Genomic DNA, 17,429 nt, shown 5'->3' with positions numbered 1-17,429 from the left:
TCACCAAATCCGATCTTTAGGATGAGCAATTGTATTATAGCGTGAGAGCGTTTTGTAACTTATCATTGCAACATCTGCAGTAAGTATGGTTATTCCTAATGCCGGTATCCATCTACCGATGAATGCACCTAAGTTTTTTGTATACATTGGTTTTCGGTATCTGAAGCTTGCAAGTGTAATTGTAGGTAGTCGGTGTGGTAGCTGTACATTCAGTAGATCTCGCAGGTATTTAGATGCTACAGATGTGCCTATTGTAGCCGTTTCTGGCTTTGTTCTGGTTTCAAGTATCGGTAAACCAAGAACCATAGTGGCCATCATTACGACATCCTTTAATCCGCCGAACTGTTCATCGGTGGCATCCAGAAAAATCCAAAAAAATAACTCAGATGCTGAGATGTTACATACTCCTTTATAAAAGTATGTTCCATTGAGTTCTTCAACGCTGTCCATAGTAACCGTAATCATCCGGTGGTTTGTTGAAATATCATCCTATAAAAAAGAAAAGGCGGAGAGTAGGGCTTTCATCTTTATAAATTCTGAAATATTCTCGTTTTAATGATGATATGATTTCTTGAACTGAATCACTTTTGGAAAATGTTATCTGTTTTTGATGGTTTAATAGAATTTCTTACTCTTAATGCGGAAAACTCTCATAAAAGTTGTGACTTTTTTCTCCCTCGCTCCGGTTAAGATTTTCTCACACCAATAACAAGCACCTGCTGCCATCTGAATCGCAATCGCTGGCGATCGGAACCCTATAAAAACAACTGTTTACCCTACAAAATAAGCGAGTGCCCCATGGATACGGCAACAAACAGCAGTGTCATTGTGAATGATTCCCCCGCGGCAAGGCGGGCGGGAATGAGTGAAAGCGAGTGGCGAGAGGCGATTAAATTCGATAGCACCGACACGGGTTGGGTCATCATGAGTATTGGGATGGCTATCGGCGCGGGGATTGTTTTTCTCCCCGTGCAGGTCGGATTAATGGGGCTGTGGGTATTTTTGCTCTCCTCCATTATTGGTTATCCCGCCATGTATTTATTCCAGCGGTTGTTTATTAACACGCTGGCGGAATCCCCGGAATGCAAAGACTACCCGAGCGTAATTAGCGGGTATTTGGGTAAGAACTGGGGGATTTTATTAGGTGCGCTCTATTTCGTCATGCTGGTGATCTGGATGTTTGTCTATTCCACGGCCATTACCAACGACAGCGCCTCGTATTTGCACACCTTCGGCGTGACCGACGGTTTGCTCTCGGAAAATCCGTTCTACGGTTTATTTCTGATTTGCATTCTGGTCGCGATTTCTTCACGCGGTGAGAAGCTGCTGTTTAAAGTGTCCAGCCTGATGGTACTTACCAAGCTGTTTGTCGTTGCGGCGCTGGGGCTGTCAATGATTGGCCTCTGGCATTTAGCCAACGTGGGCATGCTGCCGCCGCTGGGGCTGCTGATTAAAAACGCCATCATTACGCTGCCCTTTACCTTAACCTCCATTCTCTTTATTCAGACCCTGAGCCCGATGGTGATCTCGTACCGTTCACGTGAAAAATCGGTGGAGGTGGCGCGTCATAAGGCACTGCGGGCGATGAACATTGCCTTTGGCATCCTGTTTGTGACAGTCTTCTTCTACGCCGTCTCCTTCACTCTGGCGATGGGGCACGATGAGGCGGTCAAAGCCTACGAGCAGAATATCTCTGCCCTGGCGATTGCGGCGCAGTTCATCAGCGGCGACGGCGCGGGCTGGGTCAAAATCGTCAGCGTGATCCTCAATATCTTCGCTGTAATGACTGCGTTCTTCGGCGTTTATCTCGGCTTCCGCGAGGCTACGCAGGGTATCGTCATGAACATCCTGCGCCGCAAAATGCCGGCAGAAAGAATCAATGAAAACGCTGTCCAGCGCGGGATTATGCTGTTCGCCATTCTGCTGGCCTGGAGCGCGATAGTCCTGAACGCGCCGGTGTTGAGCTTCACCTCCATTTGCAGCCCCATCTTCGGCATGGTGGGCTGTCTGATCCCGGCATGGCTGGTCTACAAGGTACCGGCGCTGCATAAATATAAAGGCGTATCGCTGGTGATAATCATCATCACCGGACTGCTGCTTTGTGTTTCTCCTTTCCTCGCATTCTCCTGAGGGTCATTAAGGTCGTAACGATGTCTGAGCAAACTCATCCTTTATGGAATCAATTTATTCGCGCGGTGCAGGAAGAAGTGAAGCCTGCCCTTGGGTGTACCGAACCCGTCTCTCTGGCACTGGCCTGTGCGATTGCCGCAGACTTTCTGCCGGGGGAGGTCACACGGATTGAGGCGTGGGTCTCGCCGAACCTGATGAAAAACGGACTGGGCGTGACGGTGCCGGGTACCGGCATGGTCGGGTTACCGATTGCGGCGGCGCTGGGCGCGATTGGCGGTAACGCGCACGCCGGACTGGAGGTGTTGAAAGATGCCACAGCCGATGCACTGGTCCGCGCCAAAGCCCTGCTTGAGGCTGGGAAAGTGCAGGTAAAACTGCAGCAGCCCTGTGATGAGATCCTCTATTCCCGGGCCTGCGTTTATGCCGGGGATATCTCGGCGATGGTGACCATCGCGGGCGGGCATACCCGGGTGGTGGAAGTGGTTTGCCAGGGGGAAACGCGCTTTACGCTGGATAAGCCAGTAGCCGAGACAGATGGCGATCCGCTGGCGGTACTGTCGCACGCTACGCTGTCGCAGATCCTGGAGTTTGTCGAGCAGGTGCCGTTTGAAGCCATCCGCTTCATCCTGGAAGCAGGACAACTGAACGATGCGCTCTCTCGCGAAGGGCTCAGCGGGAAGTGGGGGCTGCATATTGGCGCAACGCTTGATAAGCAGCGCTCGCGCGGATGGCTGGCGCAGGATCTGGGTTCAGACATTGTTATTCGCACCAGTGCCGCCTCGGATGCCAGGATGGGCGGCGCGACGCTGCCAGCGATGAGCAATTCGGGCTCCGGTAATCAGGGGATCACCGCCACCATGCCCGTCGTTGTTGTGGCTGAGCATCTTCAGGCCGGTGACGAACGGCTGGCGCGGGCGCTGATGCTGTCGCATCTGTCGGCGATCTATATCCATTATCAGCTTCCACGCCTGTCCGCACTGTGTGCGGCGACAACGGCGGCGATGGGCGCTGCGGCGGGAATGGCGTGGCTGATGGGTGGCCGTTACCAGACCATCGCGATGGCGATCGGCAGTATGATCGGCGACGTCAGCGGGATGATTTGCGACGGCGCGTCAAACAGCTGCGCCATGAAGGTCTCTACCAGCGTCAGTAGCGCCTGGAAAGCGGTGATGATGGCGCTGGATGAGTCGGGCGTGACGGGCAACGAGGGGATTGTCGCGCACGATGTGGAGCAGTCGATCGCGAACCTGTGCGCGCTGGCGTGCCGCTCGATGCAGGCAACGGACCGGCAGATTATTGAGATTATGGCGAGTAAGGTGTCGTGATTTAATCCCACCCGTTATCCCTCACCCTAACCCTCTCCCCGGGGGGAGAGGGAACCGATCGAGCGAGGGAGCGTGTTTATCTTAAACCGGCAAATCAATCAGCAGCGCGCGCAGTGGCGTATCCGCCACCAGGGTGATATTCGCTTCATCACGAATAAACGCCCCGTCGCCGCAGGTGAGGGCTTCTTTCTCTTCCGTGTGCGTCACCGCATGCACCGTACCGTGAATGGACTGCAGATAGGCGCGCGGACCATGAAGCTGGAAGCTTGCCTGTTCACCTTTTTTCAGCTCGATATGATGCAGCCACACCTGCTGACGCAGCTGCAGGCTCCCTTTGCTGCCATCCGGCGATGCAATCAGCTGCTGCTTATCGCCCGTTAAATCTAACTTCTGTACCAGCGGATTTTCCCGCTCAGGGCAGGCGTCGAGCCACAGCTGCATGCGCGTCAGCGTTTTGTCTTTGCTGAGGTTATGCTCGCTGTAGCTGATGCCCGGCTGCGTGGAAATTAACAACGCTTCGCCAGCCTTTGCCTGGACATGATTGCCCTCGCTATCGCGGTATTCTGCCTCGCCTTCCAGGATCAGGTTCAGGATATCGACTTTCGGGTACGTACGCGGCTGGAAGGAGGCACCCGGGGCGAGCACTTCCTGGTTCAACACGCGCAGTGAAGCGTAACCGAGGAGTTTAGGGTCAAAGTAGTGTCCAAAGGAAAAGGTGTAGCGGGCCTGCAGCCAACCGAAATCGGCTTGTCCGCACTGTTTAGCTGTTCTTGTCGTAATCATAAACTTGACCTCTCTTTACACTAAAACAATGGTAAAGGTATGGACGCTTCATTGTTAGTCAGATATTCTGCCTGGTATGTTCAAATTTCCTGAATGAGAACGAGATGGCTAAAGAGAGAGCATTGACGCTTGAGGCGCTTCGCGTCATGGACGCGATTGACCGGCGCGGCAGTTTTGCGGCGGCGGCCGATGAACTGGGGCGCGTTCCGTCTGCGCTGAGCTACACCATGCAGAAGCTGGAAGAAGAGCTGGACGTGGTGCTTTTTGACCGCTCCGGTCATCGAACAAAATTCACCAACGTGGGCCGAATGCTGCTGGAGCGCGGCCGCGTGCTGCTGGAAGCGGCGGATAAGCTGACGACAGACGCCGAAGCGCTCGCGCGCGGCTGGGAAACGCATCTGACGTTAGTTACCGAAGCGCTGGTCCCGACCGAAGCGCTGTTCCCGCTGGTGGATCGCCTGGCGGCGAAGGCCAATACGCAGTTGTCCATCATCACCGAGGTGCTGGCAGGGGCGTGGGAACGTCTGGAGACGGGCAGGGCAGATATCGTTATTGCGCCGGACATGCACTTCCGCTCATCGTCAGAAATCAACTCGCGCAAGCTCTACAGCGTCATGAACGTCTACGTTGCCGCCCCCAACCACCCGATTCACCAGGAGCCGGAGCCGCTCTCTGAAGTCACACGCGTGAAGTATCGCGGCGTGGCGGTCGCGGATACCGCGCGTGAGCGTCCGGTGCTGACGGTGCAGCTGCTGGATAAACAGCCTCGTCTGACGGTGACCTCACTGGAAGACAAACGGCAGGCGCTGCTGGCCGGTCTGGGCGTGGCGACGATGCCGTACCCGTTTGTGGAAAAAGATATTGCGGAAGGGCGACTGCGGGTCGTGAGTCCGGAGTACACCAGCGAAGTGGATATCATTATGGCATGGCGTCGCGACAGCATGGGCGAAGCCAAATCGTGGTGCCTGCGTGAAATTCCAAAGCTGTTTGCGCACCACAACAAATAAGCATGTAGGCCCGGTAAGCGAAGCGCCACCGGGCTTTTTTTTATGCGCCGATCTTAGGATCCGGACCAAAGCGGTTTTCGCCCGGCGTCCCACTCTGACAGTTGAAGATCAAAATCACAATCCAGCCCACGATCGGAATCAGCAGCAGCAGTAACCACCACGCCGAACGATCGGTATCGTGCAGTCGACGGAACAGTACCGCCCATGATGGCAGCAGGACTAACAGGCCATAGATGGTGGTCAGTACGCCTTCACCGCCAGCCCGCTCCCAGCCGAGAATTTTATCCACGATGCCCAGCACCATAATCAGGACGAAGTTCACCAGAACAAACATCCAGTACTCTTTGCGGCGGGCGCGGCCACCAAATCCAATGTAGTTGCGCAGTACTTTTAAATACCAGTCCATTTTCCTTGCCTCAATAATCGGTCAATCACTTGTTTTCTAAGCAATCAAAGTAAGGATAGATGGAGATTGTGAATTAAAAAAGGGCATCTGGTGATGCCCTTACTATTTATCCAAAACGCACGTCGCGCCCGTGCGGTTCATCCAGGTCTTGCCAAGGGCCGATGGAGATAATACCCGTCGGGTTGATGGTCTTGTGGCTGCGGAAATAGTGGGTGCGAATATGGTCGAAGTCGACCGTCTCCGCGATACCCGGCATCTGGTAGATGTCGCGCAGGAAACCATACAGGTTCAGGTAGTCGCTGATGCGGTGTTTATCGCACTTAAAGTGGGTGACATAGACCGGATCAAAGCGAACCAGCGTGGTCCACAGGCGAATGTCCGCTTCCGTCAGGCGATCGCCCGTCAGGTAGCGATGCTGGCCCAGAATCTGTTCCAGGCGTTCCAGTGATTCAAACACCTTCCCGACCGCTTCGTCATACGCTTCCTGGCTGGTGGCAAAACCGGCCTTATAGACACCGTTGTTGACGTTGTCGTAAATCCAGCTGTTCAGCTCATCAATCTTATCGCGCAGTTCAACCGGGTAGTAATCCCCGGCACGGGCGCCGTGGGCATCAAATGCGGTATTGAACATGCGGATGATTTCCGCAGACTCATTGCTGACAATCGTCTGGTTTTTCTTGTCCCACAGCACCGGCACGGTCACGCGACCGGTGTAATGCGGATCGGCGCGCAGATAGAGCTGGTACAGGAAATCGTGGTGATAGAGTTCGTCGCCGGTTGCCGCAGGGAAATCACTGTCAAACGTCCAGCCGTTTTCCAGCATCAGCGGGTTAACGACGGAAACCGGAATGAAGGATTCGAGACCTTTCAGCTTGCGCACGATCAGCGTGCGGTGGGCCCACGGGCAGGCGAGGGAAACATAAAGATGATAACGATCTTTCTCAGCCGCGAAGCCGCCTTCGCCGCTTGGGCCCGGCGCACCGTCGGCGGTCAGCCAGTTACGGAAGGCCGAAACAGAGCGCTTAAAGCGACCTCCGGTGGATTTGGTGTCATACCAGACATCCTGCCAGACGCCGTCTACGAGTTGTCCCATTTTTTCTCCTCCGTCAGATAGCAAAAGCGAGGAGATGTCTCCTCGCTTTGTGTTTATTCAGTATAGCGTGCTTACCATTTCTTATTCAGAAGACGGTCGATGCTGTATGCGCCCGGGCCAGTAACGGCCAGCAGCAGGAAGCCACCCGCGATGGTCAGGTTTTTCATGAACATCAGAGAGTTCACGCCTTCCGCAAAGTTGCTGTGGAAGATGAACGCTGTCAGCACGGTGAAGCCTGCAGTAAACAGCGCGGTGGTGCGGGTCAGGAAGCCGAACAGGACTGCCAGGCCGCCGCCGAACTCAAGAAGAATGGTCAGTGGCAACAGGAACCCCGGAACGCCCATGGCTTCCATATACTGCTGGGTACCTGCATAACCGGTGATTTTTCCCCAACCTGCCACGATGAACAGAATTGGCATCAGAATACGCGCTACCAGTACACCAACATCTTCTAATTTTTTCATTTTACTCTCCAGGAAACCACATCAGCGGCTGAACATTATTTGTCTGCAATTCCGGGTAGATACCGCGTCGTTGCTGTCGATGGAGAGCATCATAAACGTGACGGTGGGCGATTGTTAGCAAGGAAAACTGTCAATCTTCTTCAAAGATATTGAGTAAGGGAGGCGGAGAGGATTTTGCCGGGAGGCGCTGCGCTTACCCGGCCTACGCGTGCAAGTAGGCCGGGTAAGGCGTAGCCGCCACCCGGCGAGAAGGCTACCGCAACTGCTGCTGACGAATCGTGGCTTTCACCAGACGCCAGGCGCTCCAGGCACCAAATCCACGTCGCGCCCAGCGGATCAGCATATTTGGATGACGAACCGTCCAGATAGCCATCACGCTGCTGCCGACCAGCGCCCATGAACGCAGGCTCAGGAAGGTGTTCCAGCCCCGGTCAAACCGTCGCGTCGCGTCAATCCAGTCGCGGCGGCTCGCCGACAGATCCAGCCGTTGCTGCTGGATCTGGCTTAGCAGGTACGCTTTTCGCTTTTGACGTTCGGCTTTACCGCTCACGGCTTGTCATCCTCCAGCAGGGCGCGATCGTTAGCCAGCTCCTGACGCGTATGACGCAGGAACGTGGATTTACGCGCTTTACGCAGCGTCCAGATACCGCCTATCAACGCGGCGACCAGCAGAACGACAGTGGTGGCAATCATCGCGTTAAGACGATACTGCGGGTCAATGGCCCAGATGATTAACACCATCAGGCTCATCAGACCAAACGCGGCGAAGAGCATGGTAAGTCCGAGCATCAGCAGCATCTGGAAGAGGTTGGCTTTCTCCTCTTCCAGCTCCACCACTGCCAGTCGGACGCGCGTTTCGGCAATCCCGACCAGCGTCGTTAAAATACGCTGGCCGATGCCGAGGACGTTGTTAGCAGGCCCTTGTGCGTGACGAGGATCTTCCATATCAACGACGCGTCAGCAGGACACCCAGTACCACACCGACTGCGGCACCAATCCCTACGCCCGTCCATGGATTATCACGCACGTATTCGTCCGCACGCGCGGCCGCTTCGCGGGTCTGTTTTGCCAGTGCATCACCGGTTTCACCCAGGCGATAGCGGCTCTCCTTGAGCGCCTGCTCCGCTTTGCTGCGCAGCTTGCTGACCTCTTCTTTTGACTTGTCAGCAGAGGAGTTCAGCACCTCTTCAAGGGTATCGGCCAGGGATTTCAGTTCAGCGCGCAGATGTTCAGACGTCGTATCTTTTGACATGATTCTCTCCTGTTGAGATTTCCGTTAACTCAATAATCGCGAGCTTCCAGCGCTTTCAGGTCGTCCTGCGCTTCTTTCAACTTCTTCTCGCGCTTAGCAATTTTTTCCGCATCCCCTTTCTCTTTCGCTTCCTGCAGGTCGCGACGGCGCTCGGCTATCTCGTCCTTCTGTTCAGCGATTTTCTTCTGGTGGTCGGCACGAAGCTTGCTGTCTGAACAGTTCGCTTTCACTTCGCTCAGCGCTTTTTTGAGACCATCAACACGGTGCTGATTGTTATGCTTTTCGGCATAACCGATCTCACGCTGAATATCCTGTTCTTTCTCCTGACAGAGAGAATTGGCGAAGGATGCTGTGCTTAAAGAAAAAAGGGCCAGAGCCAGAGTCATGCGGAATTTCATTATCGAAACCTTCCATTGTGTTGCGGCGTAAGCCGCTATCCAAAGTTATGCGGAGTACAGTCGAGGGGTGCTCCGCGTACTTAAGCATAGTAAGTAAACGGGGGATTCACCAAAGTGAGTGAAAAGATTCGGAATCCTGGTAATTATCCAAATCGATGCGACGTATCGCGAATCAGCGACAGCCAGGCTGCAGGCTGGCTGTCATCTTCCTGCTGAGCAATGATATACCCCTGCGGCAGCGTACGGTCGAGAACCACTTTTGCGGCGGCACTTTGCGCACGGGAATCAAACTTGATCAGTAAAACATCGTCCTGAGGGGTGATGCTCTTAAAACGTATCCCGTTCGCATCCAGATGATGCCAGACAGAAAAACCGTCAGGCACGCTGGCACCCTGGTTCACCGGGCGAATGGCCAGCGTGGATTCCTGGTGCGAAAGCGCGCTCCATACCAGCAGCATGGCGCTAAGCACCACCAGCGTCATCACGGCACAGGCAAAACGGCGCAGGGCGAGCGGTGAGATAGCCATCGTTAGCCTCTGGCTCCGTATTTCTTTTTCCACAGCACGACCAGAGAGCCGATCAGGCCGAAGACCAGCAGCACAACGGGCAGCAGCATCAGGCAGGACATCAGCTGGTCTTCATATTTCATAAAGACCGGCGTTTTACCCAGGGCATAGCCGAGCGTTGTCAGAATAAGCACCCATAACAGACCGCTCATCCAGTTAAAGAACTGGAAGCGCGCGCTGCTCAGCCCCGACAGACCGGCAATGGTCGGCAACAGGGTACGTACAAACGCGATAAAGCGGCCAATCAGCAGCGCGGAAAGCCCGTGCTTATGGAAAAGGTGGTGCGCCCGCTGATGATAATGTGCAGGCAGGTGCGAGAGCCAGTTCTGGACGATCCGGGTATTGCCCAGCCATCTTCCCTGGATGTAACTCACCCAGCAGCCGAGGCTGGCCGCGACGGTCAGTAATAAAATGGTGTGCGGAAACGCCATCGCCCCTTTGGCACACAGCACGCCGACGAGCACCAGCAAACTGTCACCGGGCAGGAAGGCTGCAGGCAGCAAACCGTTCTCAAGGAACAGGATCATAAACAAGACGAAATAGAGCATGCCAATCATGGAAGGGTTGGCCAGCGTTTCAAAGTCCTGCGCCCAGAGGGCATGCAGTAGTTGGGTCAAAAGTTCCATTCAGTGTTCCTGGAAATCGGTTAACGTCACGCCTGTTATCCGGGGCAAACAGCACGGCGACATTGTTGTGATTTCATTATGGTCGCTCGCGGACACATTGCGGTGTGGCCAACACGGTTCCCTGTTAATTGGCTGGTTAGCAAGCACTAACTTACAAAATAACGAAGTGAATCCAATTGTAACAAAGCCCAACGTTCTGCGTCACAGAATTTGCAGGCGTGAGTTGATTTTGGCGTAAGCCCAGGAAGTGAGCGAGGGGATTTACAAAGGCTGACACTATATATGTTTTGCTTACCCACTGAAGCCAGAAGGCGCAGCGAGGCGCCTGCCAGCGGGAAGGTCATCTATTTTGCGGCACTGGGGGCCGTATCGAGATGAACAACGGGATTATCGGCGAAAAGATAGCGGTCAGCGTTAAATTCGAAGTCATCGCTGGTTTCATTGAACAGCATCTGCTTGGTGTTCTCCAGGTGCTGCCACATCGCCAGTTTAGCGGCATGCGGATCTTTACGAATCAGCGCCTTAAGGATTTGGTCGTGATCGTCACACCAGTTGTCGACGGTACGGGAATCGATATGGTCGTGCAGTTTTTTCCAGTACGGGTTGTGAACGCGCTGAGTCCACATTTTCTCAACGATTGCCGCCAGCGCCGTATTCTGGGTTGCCAGGGCGACCTGGACGTGGAACTGCAGATCCCACTCTGAATCGCGGAAACATTTTTCCTTACGGGCATTCTCCTGGATTTCCATCAGCTTCATGATGTCCTGCTTGGTCACCTGCGTCGCCGCAAATTCGGCAATGTTGCTTTCAATCAACTGGCGAGCCTGGAGCAGCTCAAACGGACCATAGCTGGCAAATTCCAGACTTTCGTCCGCGACAGGCGAGTGTTTCGGCAGATTGGAAATGACGTGAATGCCGGAGCCTTTGCGTACCTCAACGTAGCCTTCCACTTCCAGCATGATGATCGCTTCGCGCACCACGGTGCGGCTGACGCTTTTTTCATCCGCGATGAAGCGCTCGGCGGGCAGTTTATCACCGACAAGATAGACCCCTTGCTCGATGCGATCTTTCAGCTCCGCAGCAAGTTGTTGATATAAACGACGTGGTTCGGTGATTTCCATATGCGCTCCAGACAGGGTACGGCAGATGATTTGTTATACCACTTTTGCGTGCCACTCTCCAGATTTGCCATTAAAAAAGCCGCTACTGAGCGGCCTTTAAATGCCCGGTGGCGCTTCGCTTGCACGGGCCTGCGGGTTTTGTAGGCCGGGTAAGCGTAGCGCCACCCGGCGGGAAAATGGTTGCTAACTCTGCGTCGCCGGTTTCCCGAGCGACTCTTTCGCCAGCTCCTCTGCCGATTTGCTCTTGAGCACCGTCCAGATCACCACCGCGCCCAGCAGGTCGAAGATAGCCAGCACGGCGAACAGCGGGCTGAAGCCGATGGTATCTGCCAGCGCGCCGACGACCAGCGCAAACATCGTACTCGCGGTCCAGGCGGCCATCCCGGTCAGGCCGTTGGCGGTGGCCACTTCGTTACGACCAAAGACGTCAGACGAGAGCGTAATCAGCGCGCCGGACAGGGACTGGTGCGCAAAGCCACCGATGCACAGCAGGGCAATCGCGACGTATGGGCTGGTGAACAGGCCGATCATGCCCGGGCCAATCATCAGCAGGGCGCCCATGGTGACTACCATCTTACGGGAAACAATCAGGTTCACCCCAAACCAGCGCTGGAACAGCGGTGGCAGGTAGCCGCCCACGATACAGCCCAGGTCAGCGAACAGCATGGGCATCCAGGCGAACATCGCGATCTCTTTCAGGTTAAAGCCGTAGACTTTAAACATGAACAGCGGGATCCACGCGTTAAAGGTCCCCCAGGCCGGTTCTGCCAGGAAGCGCGGCAGGGCGATACCCCAGAACTGACGGGTGCCCAGGATCTGCCAGACGGTCATTTTCTTGCCGTTGTTGGTCTGATGCTGTGCTTCCTGACCACCAATGATGTACTCGCGTTCTTCTTCGGAAAGTTTTTTCTGATCGCGTGGGTGCTTATAGAAAACCAGCCACGCGATTGCCCAGGCGAAGCTCAGCACGCCGGAGATGATGAAGGCCATCTGCCAGCTGTGCATCACGATAGCCCACACCACCAGCGGTGGCGCAATCATTGCCCCGATGGACGAGCCCACGTTGAAGTAGCCAACAGCGATAGAGCGCTCTTTTGCCGGGAACCACTCGGAGCTGGCTTTCAGGCCCGCCGGGATCATCGCAGCTTCTGCCGCACCGACCGCACCGCGCGCCAGCGCCAGGCCGCCCCAGCTTCCCGCCAGCGCGGTGGCTCCGCAGAACACCGCCCAGGCGATGGCGAAGAAGGCATAACCGATTTTGGTACCGAGGATATCCAGCACATAGCCTGCAACAGGCTGCATGATGGTATACGCCGCGGAATAGGCGGCAATGATGTAGGAGTATTGCTGTGTGGAGATATGCAGCTCTTCCATTAACGTCGGCGCTGCGGCTGCCACGGTGTTACGTGTCAGGTAGCCCAGCACGGTGCCTAACGTCACCAGTGCGATCATATACCAACGTAACCCTTTAATTTTACGCATCTAAAACCTCATCGTTATGTTATGTCCGCGCCAGAGCACGGCAACTTCTCAACCGTTTCCGGGAGCAGTTGTGTAACGGGAGGGGCGTAGCCGGAAGCATGTCCCGGAACGGCCCGAACCTTGCCATAAGTAAGCGTGCATAAGTCGGTATCCGTACCGTTAAACCCGATGCCTCTCACACCGGTAATGCATTCCGTCGGCTTAGCGTTTGCGACGGCGAAAAGATAACTTGTCATACAACTTTAAAAGGTGAGTGACATCACAAATGTATGATTCTTTGTAGGGACATTTATCGCTGCGCGCAAAGTCAGTAATGGCGCGGCCTGTAGAAGGGTTTACGCCTTAGAGGGTAATTTATTTGTTAGCGTTTATTGATCTCACTCACGAAAAAAGCTTCGGTGGCTGGAAATTGGTGTGATAACTTTGCAGCATATTAACATACGCTTTCTGACGCTCCCGTAATGAGGAAGACGATAATGACGCCGTTTATGACCGACGATTTTTTGTTAGATACCGAATTTGCTCGCCGCCTGTACCACGACTACGCAAAAGACCAGCCAATTTTCGACTACCACTGCCATCTGCCGCCGCAGCAGGTTGCCGAAAATTATCGTTTCAAAAACCTGTATGATATCTGGCTGAAGGGTGACCACTACAAATGGCGCGCCATGCGCACCAACGGTGTGGCGGAACGCCTGTGTACCGGTGACGCCACCGACCGCGAGAAGTTTGATGCCTGGGCGGCGACCGTCCCGCACACCATCGGTAACCCGCTATACCACTGGACGCACCTTGAGCTGCGTCGCCCGTTTGGCATCACCGGCAAACTGCTCTCCCCAACGACCGCCGATGAAATCTGGGAGCGGTGCAATGCGCTGCTGGCTGAGGAGAACTTCTCCGCGCGCGGCATCATGAAGCAGATGAACGTGAAGATGGTGGGCACCACCGACGATCCAATTGACTCCCTGGAGCATCATGCCGTTGTCGCCAAAGACACCTCGTTTGATATCAAAGTGCTGCCAAGCTGGCGCCCGGACAAAGCCTTCAACATTGAGCAGGCCACGTTTAACGACTACATGGCGAAGCTGGCGGAAGTGTCCGATACCGACATCCGTCGTTTCGCCGATCTGCAAGCCGCGCTGACCAAACGTCTGGATCACTTCGCGGCGCACGGCTGTAAAGTCTCTGACCACGCGCTGGACGTCGTGCTGTTCGCGGAATCAAACGAGGCCGAGCTGGACAGCATTCTGGCGCGTCGCCTGTCCGGTGAATCGCTTAGCGAGCACGAAGTGGCGCAGTTCAAAACGGCGGTGCTGGTGTTCCTCGGCGCGGAATACGCGCGTCGCGGCTGGGTACAGCAGTACCACATCGGTGCGCTGCGCAATAACAATCAGCGCCAGTTTAAGCTGCTGGGCGCGGACGTGGGCTTTGACTCCATCAACGACCGTCCGCTGGCGGAAGAGCTGTCAAAACTGCTGAGCAAACAGAACGAACAAAACCTGCTGCCGAAAACCATTCTCTACTGCCTGAACCCGCGCGATAACGAAGTGCTGGGCACCATGGTGGGCAACTTCCAGGGCGAAGGGATGCCGGGCAAGATGCAGTTCGGCTCCGGCTGGTGGTTCAACGATCAGAAAGACGGCATGGAGCGTCAGATGACGCAGCTGGCGCAGCTTGGTCTGTTGAGCCGCTTTGTCGGCATGCTGACCGACAGCCGCAGCTTCCTGTCCTATACCCGTCATGAATATTTCCGCCGCATTCTGTGCCAGATGATTGGCCGCTGGGTGCACGCAGGCGAAGCGCCGGCGGATATCCAGCTGCTGGGCGACATGGTGAGAAACATCTGCTTTAACAATGCGCGTGACTACTTCGGCATTGAACTGAACTAAGGCCGTTTGAGGTTGATATGCAATACATCAAAATCCATTCGCTGGATAACGTGGCCGTCGCGCTGACGGATCTCGCTGAAGGCGACGTGGTGACCGTTGATAACCAGAGCGTCACCCTGCGTCAGGCGATTGCTCGCGGACACAAGTTTGCCGTGAAGCCTCTCGCGAAAGGGGACAACGTCATTAAGTACGGTCTTCCGATTGGGCATGCGCTGGCGGATATCGTGCCGGGTGAACATCTTCATTCCCATAATACCCGCACCAATCTGAGCGATCTGGACGAGTACAGCTATCAACCTGATTTACCTGGGGAACACGAGCAGGCGGCGGATCGTGACGTGCAGATCTACCGCCGCGCCAGCGGCGACGTGGGGATCCGCAACGAGCTGTGGATCCTTCCGACCGTCGGCTGTGTGAACGGGATTGCGCGTCAGATCCAGACGCGCTTCCTGAAAGAGACCAACAATGCCGAAGGCACCGACGGCGTGCATCTGTTCAGCCACACCTACGGCTGCTCCCAGTTGGGGGATGACCACATTAACACCCGCACCATGCTGCAAAACATGGTGCGTCACCCGAACGCGGGCGCGGTGCTGGTGATTGGCCTGGGCTGCGAGAACAACCAGGTTGATGCCTTCCGCGACACGCTGGGCGAGTTTGACCCTGAGCGTGTGCATTTTATGGTGTGTCAGCACCAGGATGACGAAGTGGAGGCGGGCGTTGAACAGCTTCACCAGCTGTATAACGTGATGCGCCACGACAAGCGCGAGCCGGGCAAGCTGAGCGAGCTGAAGTTTGGGCTGGAGTGCGGTGGGTCTGACGGCCTTTCCGGTATCACCGCCAACCCGATGCTGGGTCGCTTCTCGGACTATGTGATCGCTAACGGCGGCACGACGGTGTTGACCGAGGTGCCGGAGATGTTCGGCGCGGAACGTATTCTGATGAGCCACTGCCGCGACGAGGAGACGTTTGAAAAAACCGTCACCATGGTGAACGACTTCAAACAGTACTTCATTGCCCACAATCAGCCCATTTATGAGAACCCGTCTCCGGGTAACAAAGCGGGTGGGATCACCACGCTGGAAGAGAAATCTCTCGGCTGCACCCAGAAAGCGGGTGCGAGCCAGGTGGTTGACGTTCTGCGTTACGGCGAGCGCCTGAAAACGCACGGTCTGAACCTGCTGAGCGCGCCGGGTAACGATGCTGTCGCCACCAGCGCGCTGGCGGGAGCTGGCTGCCATATGGTGCTGTTCAGCACCGGTCGCGGCACGCCGTACGGCGGTTTTGTGCCGACGGTGAAAATCGCCACCAACAGCGAGCTGGCGGCGAAGAAAAAACACTGGATTGACTTTGATGCCGGGCAGCTTATCCACGGCAAGGCGATGCCGCAGCTGCTGACGGAATTCGTGGACGCGATTGTGGAATTTGCCAACGGCAGGCAGACCTGCAACGAGAAGAACGATTTCCGCGAGCTGGCGATCTTTAAGAGTGGTGTGACGCTTTAAGTACTTTGTCGGGTGGCGCTAGCGCTTACCCGACCTACTGAACCCTGTAGGCCCGGTAAGGCGTAGCCGCCACCGGGCTTTTCTTTTTAACTGCGCAGGGCGTTCTTCGCTAAACGCGCGTCTTCCGCCTGGCACACGGCGGCGGTAAACATCACGTCGGTGGAGGAGTTGATCGCGGTTTCGCAGGAATCCTGCAGCACGCCGATGATAAAGCCTACCGCAACCACCTGCATGGCGATCTCGTTCGGGATGCCGAACATATTACATGCCAGCGGGATCAGCAGCAGGGAACCGCCCGCCACGCCGGATGCGCCGCAGGCACACAGCGAGGCTACCACGCTCAGCAGCAGCGCGGTTGGCAGATCCACCGGAATACCCAGCGTATGCACCGCGGCCAGCGTCAGCACCGTGATGGTGATGGCCGCTCCCGCCATATTGACGGTCGCACCCAGCGGAATGGATACGGAGTAGGTATCGCGGTCCAGATTCAGCTTCTCACACAGGGACATGTTGACCGGAATGTTTGCCGCCGAGCTGCGGGTGAAGAAGGCGGTCACGCCGCTTTCGCGCAGGCACATCAGCACCAGCGGGTACGGGTTACGACGGGTCTGCAGAAACACCAGCAACGGATTAATCACCAGTGCCACGACGGCCATACAGCCAATCAGCACCAGCAGCAGCTGCGCATAGCCCCACAGCGCGCCGAAACCGGTGGTAGCCAGCGTGGATGCCACGAGGCCAAAAATACCAATCGGCGCAAAGCGGATGACAACCGTCACGATAAAGGTTACGGCGTGAGAAAGATCGTTAACCAGGTTTTTGGTCGTGTCGTTGCTGTGGCGCAGAGCGAAGCCCAGACCGACGGCCCATACCAGAATCCCGATGTAGTTCGCGTTAATCAGCGCATGGATCGGGTTGGCGACAATGCTCATCAGCAGGCCGTGCATCACCTCAACAATACCCGCGGGCGGCGTAATGTCGGTCGCGCCGGTGGTCAGTTGCAGCGTGGACGGGAAGATAAAGCTCACGACAACCGCCGTCAGCGCAGCCGAGAACGTCCCCAGCAGATACATCCACAGAATCGGGCGAATATTGGTTTTCTGCCCCTGCTGGTGGTTGGCGATTGAGGCCATCACCAGCGTCAAAACCAGAACCGGCGCGACCGCTTTCAGTGCGCCGACGAACAGTGTGCCGAGCAGGCCAGTGGCCTCGGCGGCAGGTTTTGAGATCAGTGCCAGCGCGACGCCGAGCACCAGTCCAACCAGTATTTGCTTAACAAGGCTGCCGCGCGACAGGCGCGCAAGCAGGCCCGATGAGGTTGTCGTCATGAGTGTTCCTTAAGTGAAATTGCGTTCCATCCCGGATGTGCTCTTAGTCACATT

General features: G+C 55.7%; 19 protein-coding genes. 5 read left to right on the top strand and 14 right to left on the bottom strand.

The window, feature by feature from the left end; translation table 11 throughout:
• Positions 1-450 (bottom strand): STM2901 family protein, encoded by a 450-nt coding sequence (locus tag KGP25_RS21425; protein WP_111967435.1) that lies wholly within the window; start codon positions 448-450, stop codon positions 1-3.
• A 348-nt stretch (positions 451-798) separates the two neighbouring features.
• On the opposite strand from KGP25_RS21425, the gene KGP25_RS21420 reads away from it, so the two are divergent.
• Positions 799-2,130 (top strand): amino acid permease, encoded by a 1,332-nt coding sequence (locus KGP25_RS21420; RefSeq protein ID WP_045910069.1) that lies wholly within the window; start codon positions 799-801, stop codon positions 2,128-2,130.
• Positions 2,131-2,150: 20 nt separating this feature from the next.
• Positions 2,151-3,455, top strand: a complete 1,305-nt coding sequence (locus KGP25_RS21415; RefSeq protein WP_223539602.1) for a serine dehydratase subunit alpha family protein — start codon at positions 2,151-2,153, stop codon at positions 3,453-3,455.
• 81 nt (positions 3,456-3,536) lie between these two features.
• Here the strand turns inward: KGP25_RS21415 and KGP25_RS21410 are convergent, their stop codons facing one another.
• A complete protein-coding gene (locus KGP25_RS21410) occupies positions 3,537-4,238 on the bottom strand; it encodes a pirin family protein (protein ID WP_023309295.1) in 702 nt (233 codons plus the stop codon).
• 104 nt (positions 4,239-4,342) lie between these two features.
• On the opposite strand from KGP25_RS21410, the gene yhaJ reads away from it, so the two are divergent.
• Positions 4,343-5,245 carry a DNA-binding transcriptional regulator YhaJ gene (gene yhaJ / locus KGP25_RS21405; protein ID WP_008503135.1) on the top strand — a complete coding sequence of 301 codons (903 nt, stop codon included), beginning with the start codon at positions 4,343-4,345 and terminating at the stop codon, positions 5,243-5,245.
• A gap of 40 nt (positions 5,246-5,285) precedes the next feature.
• Here yhaJ and KGP25_RS21400 read toward each other — a convergent pair whose 3' ends face one another.
• From KGP25_RS21400 to KGP25_RS21350, 11 genes are all read right to left on the bottom strand, one after another.
• Positions 5,286-5,651 (bottom strand): DUF805 domain-containing protein, encoded by a 366-nt coding sequence (locus tag KGP25_RS21400; protein WP_023615581.1) that lies wholly within the window; start codon positions 5,649-5,651, stop codon positions 5,286-5,288.
• Positions 5,652-5,757: 106 nt separating this feature from the next.
• Positions 5,758-6,744 (bottom strand): glutathione S-transferase family protein, encoded by a 987-nt coding sequence (locus KGP25_RS21395; protein WP_045910067.1) that lies wholly within the window; start codon positions 6,742-6,744, stop codon positions 5,758-5,760.
• A 71-nt stretch (positions 6,745-6,815) separates the two neighbouring features.
• Entirely contained in the window at positions 6,816-7,208 is a 393-nt protein-coding gene (locus KGP25_RS21390; RefSeq protein WP_014885331.1) for a DoxX family protein, read from the bottom strand.
• 253 nt (positions 7,209-7,461) lie between these two features.
• The gene (locus KGP25_RS21385; protein WP_008503139.1) at positions 7,462-7,758 is read right to left on the bottom strand and encodes a YqjK-like family protein; all 297 of its coding nucleotides are present in this window, start codon (positions 7,756-7,758) and stop codon (positions 7,462-7,464) included.
• The gene (locus tag KGP25_RS21380) at positions 7,755-8,153 is read right to left on the bottom strand and encodes a phage holin family protein (protein ID WP_014885329.1); all 399 of its coding nucleotides are present in this window, start codon (positions 8,151-8,153) and stop codon (positions 7,755-7,757) included. Before KGP25_RS21380 ends, KGP25_RS21385 begins: the two co-directional genes overlap by 4 nt.
• Before the next feature lies 1 nt (position 8,154).
• Positions 8,155-8,460 carry a YqjD family protein gene (locus tag KGP25_RS21375; RefSeq protein WP_008503141.1) on the bottom strand — a complete coding sequence of 102 codons (306 nt, stop codon included), beginning with the start codon at positions 8,458-8,460 and terminating at the stop codon, positions 8,155-8,157.
• A gap of 29 nt (positions 8,461-8,489) precedes the next feature.
• On the bottom strand, positions 8,490-8,858 hold the full coding sequence (locus tag KGP25_RS21370) for a DUF1090 domain-containing protein (RefSeq protein ID WP_008503142.1): 369 nt from the start codon (positions 8,856-8,858) through the stop codon (positions 8,490-8,492).
• A 143-nt stretch (positions 8,859-9,001) separates the two neighbouring features.
• Entirely contained in the window at positions 9,002-9,385 is a 384-nt protein-coding gene (mzrA, locus tag KGP25_RS21365) for an EnvZ/OmpR regulon moderator MzrA (RefSeq protein WP_045910066.1), read from the bottom strand.
• 2 nt (positions 9,386-9,387) lie between these two features.
• The gene (gene yqjA / locus KGP25_RS21360; RefSeq protein ID WP_023309289.1) at positions 9,388-10,050 is read right to left on the bottom strand and encodes a DedA family general envelope maintenance protein YqjA; all 663 of its coding nucleotides are present in this window, start codon (positions 10,048-10,050) and stop codon (positions 9,388-9,390) included.
• 344 nt (positions 10,051-10,394) lie between these two features.
• Entirely contained in the window at positions 10,395-11,171 is a 777-nt protein-coding gene (gene exuR / locus KGP25_RS21355) for a transcriptional regulator ExuR (RefSeq protein WP_023615584.1), read from the bottom strand.
• Positions 11,172-11,354: 183 nt separating this feature from the next.
• Positions 11,355-12,653 (bottom strand): MFS transporter, encoded by a 1,299-nt coding sequence (locus KGP25_RS21350; RefSeq protein ID WP_045910065.1) that lies wholly within the window; start codon positions 12,651-12,653, stop codon positions 11,355-11,357.
• 476 nt (positions 12,654-13,129) lie between these two features.
• On the opposite strand from KGP25_RS21350, the gene uxaC reads away from it, so the two are divergent.
• Together uxaC and KGP25_RS21340 are read left to right on the top strand one after the other, a co-directional pair.
• Complete coding sequence (gene uxaC, locus KGP25_RS21345; RefSeq protein WP_111967428.1) at positions 13,130-14,542, top strand: glucuronate isomerase; 1,413 nt, start codon at positions 13,130-13,132, stop codon at positions 14,540-14,542.
• A 17-nt stretch (positions 14,543-14,559) separates the two neighbouring features.
• Positions 14,560-16,047 (top strand): altronate dehydratase family protein, encoded by a 1,488-nt coding sequence (locus KGP25_RS21340; RefSeq protein ID WP_126534102.1) that lies wholly within the window; start codon positions 14,560-14,562, stop codon positions 16,045-16,047.
• A gap of 86 nt (positions 16,048-16,133) precedes the next feature.
• Here KGP25_RS21340 and sstT read toward each other — a convergent pair whose 3' ends face one another.
• A complete protein-coding gene (sstT, locus tag KGP25_RS21335; RefSeq protein WP_048028904.1) occupies positions 16,134-17,375 on the bottom strand; it encodes a serine/threonine transporter SstT in 1,242 nt (413 codons plus the stop codon).
• Positions 17,376-17,429 lie beyond the last annotated feature (54 nt).

The sequence above is a fragment of the Enterobacter sp. JBIWA003 genome, from assembly GCF_019968825.1.
In the GTDB taxonomy this organism is placed as follows: domain Bacteria; phylum Pseudomonadota; class Gammaproteobacteria; order Enterobacterales; family Enterobacteriaceae; genus Enterobacter; species Enterobacter quasiroggenkampii.
This window is presented reverse-complemented; position numbering and strand designations above follow the sequence as displayed.

Bases quoted from the DNA above. Each gene is read 5' to 3' on its own strand.
- KGP25_RS21425 (WP_111967435.1), bottom strand. From the start codon at position 450: ATGGACAGCGTTGAAGAACTCAATGGAACATACTTTTATAAAGGAGTA.
- KGP25_RS21420 (WP_045910069.1), top strand. From the start codon at position 799: ATGGATACGGCAACAAACAGCAGTGTCATTGTGAATGATTCCCCCGCG.
- KGP25_RS21415 (WP_223539602.1), top strand. From the start codon at position 2,151: ATGTCTGAGCAAACTCATCCTTTATGGAATCAATTTATTCGCGCGGTG.
- KGP25_RS21410 (WP_023309295.1), bottom strand. From the start codon at position 4,238: ATGATTACGACAAGAACAGCTAAACAGTGCGGACAAGCCGATTTCGGT.
- yhaJ (WP_008503135.1), top strand. From the start codon at position 4,343: ATGGCTAAAGAGAGAGCATTGACGCTTGAGGCGCTTCGCGTCATGGAC.
- KGP25_RS21400 (WP_023615581.1), bottom strand. From the start codon at position 5,651: ATGGACTGGTATTTAAAAGTACTGCGCAACTACATTGGATTTGGTGGC.
- KGP25_RS21395 (WP_045910067.1), bottom strand. From the start codon at position 6,744: ATGGGACAACTCGTAGACGGCGTCTGGCAGGATGTCTGGTATGACACC.
- KGP25_RS21390 (WP_014885331.1), bottom strand. From the start codon at position 7,208: ATGAAAAAATTAGAAGATGTTGGTGTACTGGTAGCGCGTATTCTGATG.
- KGP25_RS21380 (WP_014885329.1), bottom strand. From the start codon at position 8,153: ATGGAAGATCCTCGTCACGCACAAGGGCCTGCTAACAACGTCCTCGGC.
- KGP25_RS21375 (WP_008503141.1), bottom strand. From the start codon at position 8,460: ATGTCAAAAGATACGACGTCTGAACATCTGCGCGCTGAACTGAAATCC.
- KGP25_RS21370 (WP_008503142.1), bottom strand. From the start codon at position 8,858: ATGAAATTCCGCATGACTCTGGCTCTGGCCCTTTTTTCTTTAAGCACA.
- mzrA (WP_045910066.1), bottom strand. From the start codon at position 9,385: ATGGCTATCTCACCGCTCGCCCTGCGCCGTTTTGCCTGTGCCGTGATG.
- yqjA (WP_023309289.1), bottom strand. From the start codon at position 10,050: ATGGAACTTTTGACCCAACTACTGCATGCCCTCTGGGCGCAGGACTTT.
- exuR (WP_023615584.1), bottom strand. From the start codon at position 11,171: ATGGAAATCACCGAACCACGTCGTTTATATCAACAACTTGCTGCGGAG.
- KGP25_RS21350 (WP_045910065.1), bottom strand. From the start codon at position 12,653: ATGCGTAAAATTAAAGGGTTACGTTGGTATATGATCGCACTGGTGACG.
- uxaC (WP_111967428.1), top strand. From the start codon at position 13,130: ATGACGCCGTTTATGACCGACGATTTTTTGTTAGATACCGAATTTGCT.
- KGP25_RS21340 (WP_126534102.1), top strand. From the start codon at position 14,560: ATGCAATACATCAAAATCCATTCGCTGGATAACGTGGCCGTCGCGCTG.
- sstT (WP_048028904.1), bottom strand. From the start codon at position 17,375: ATGACGACAACCTCATCGGGCCTGCTTGCGCGCCTGTCGCGCGGCAGC.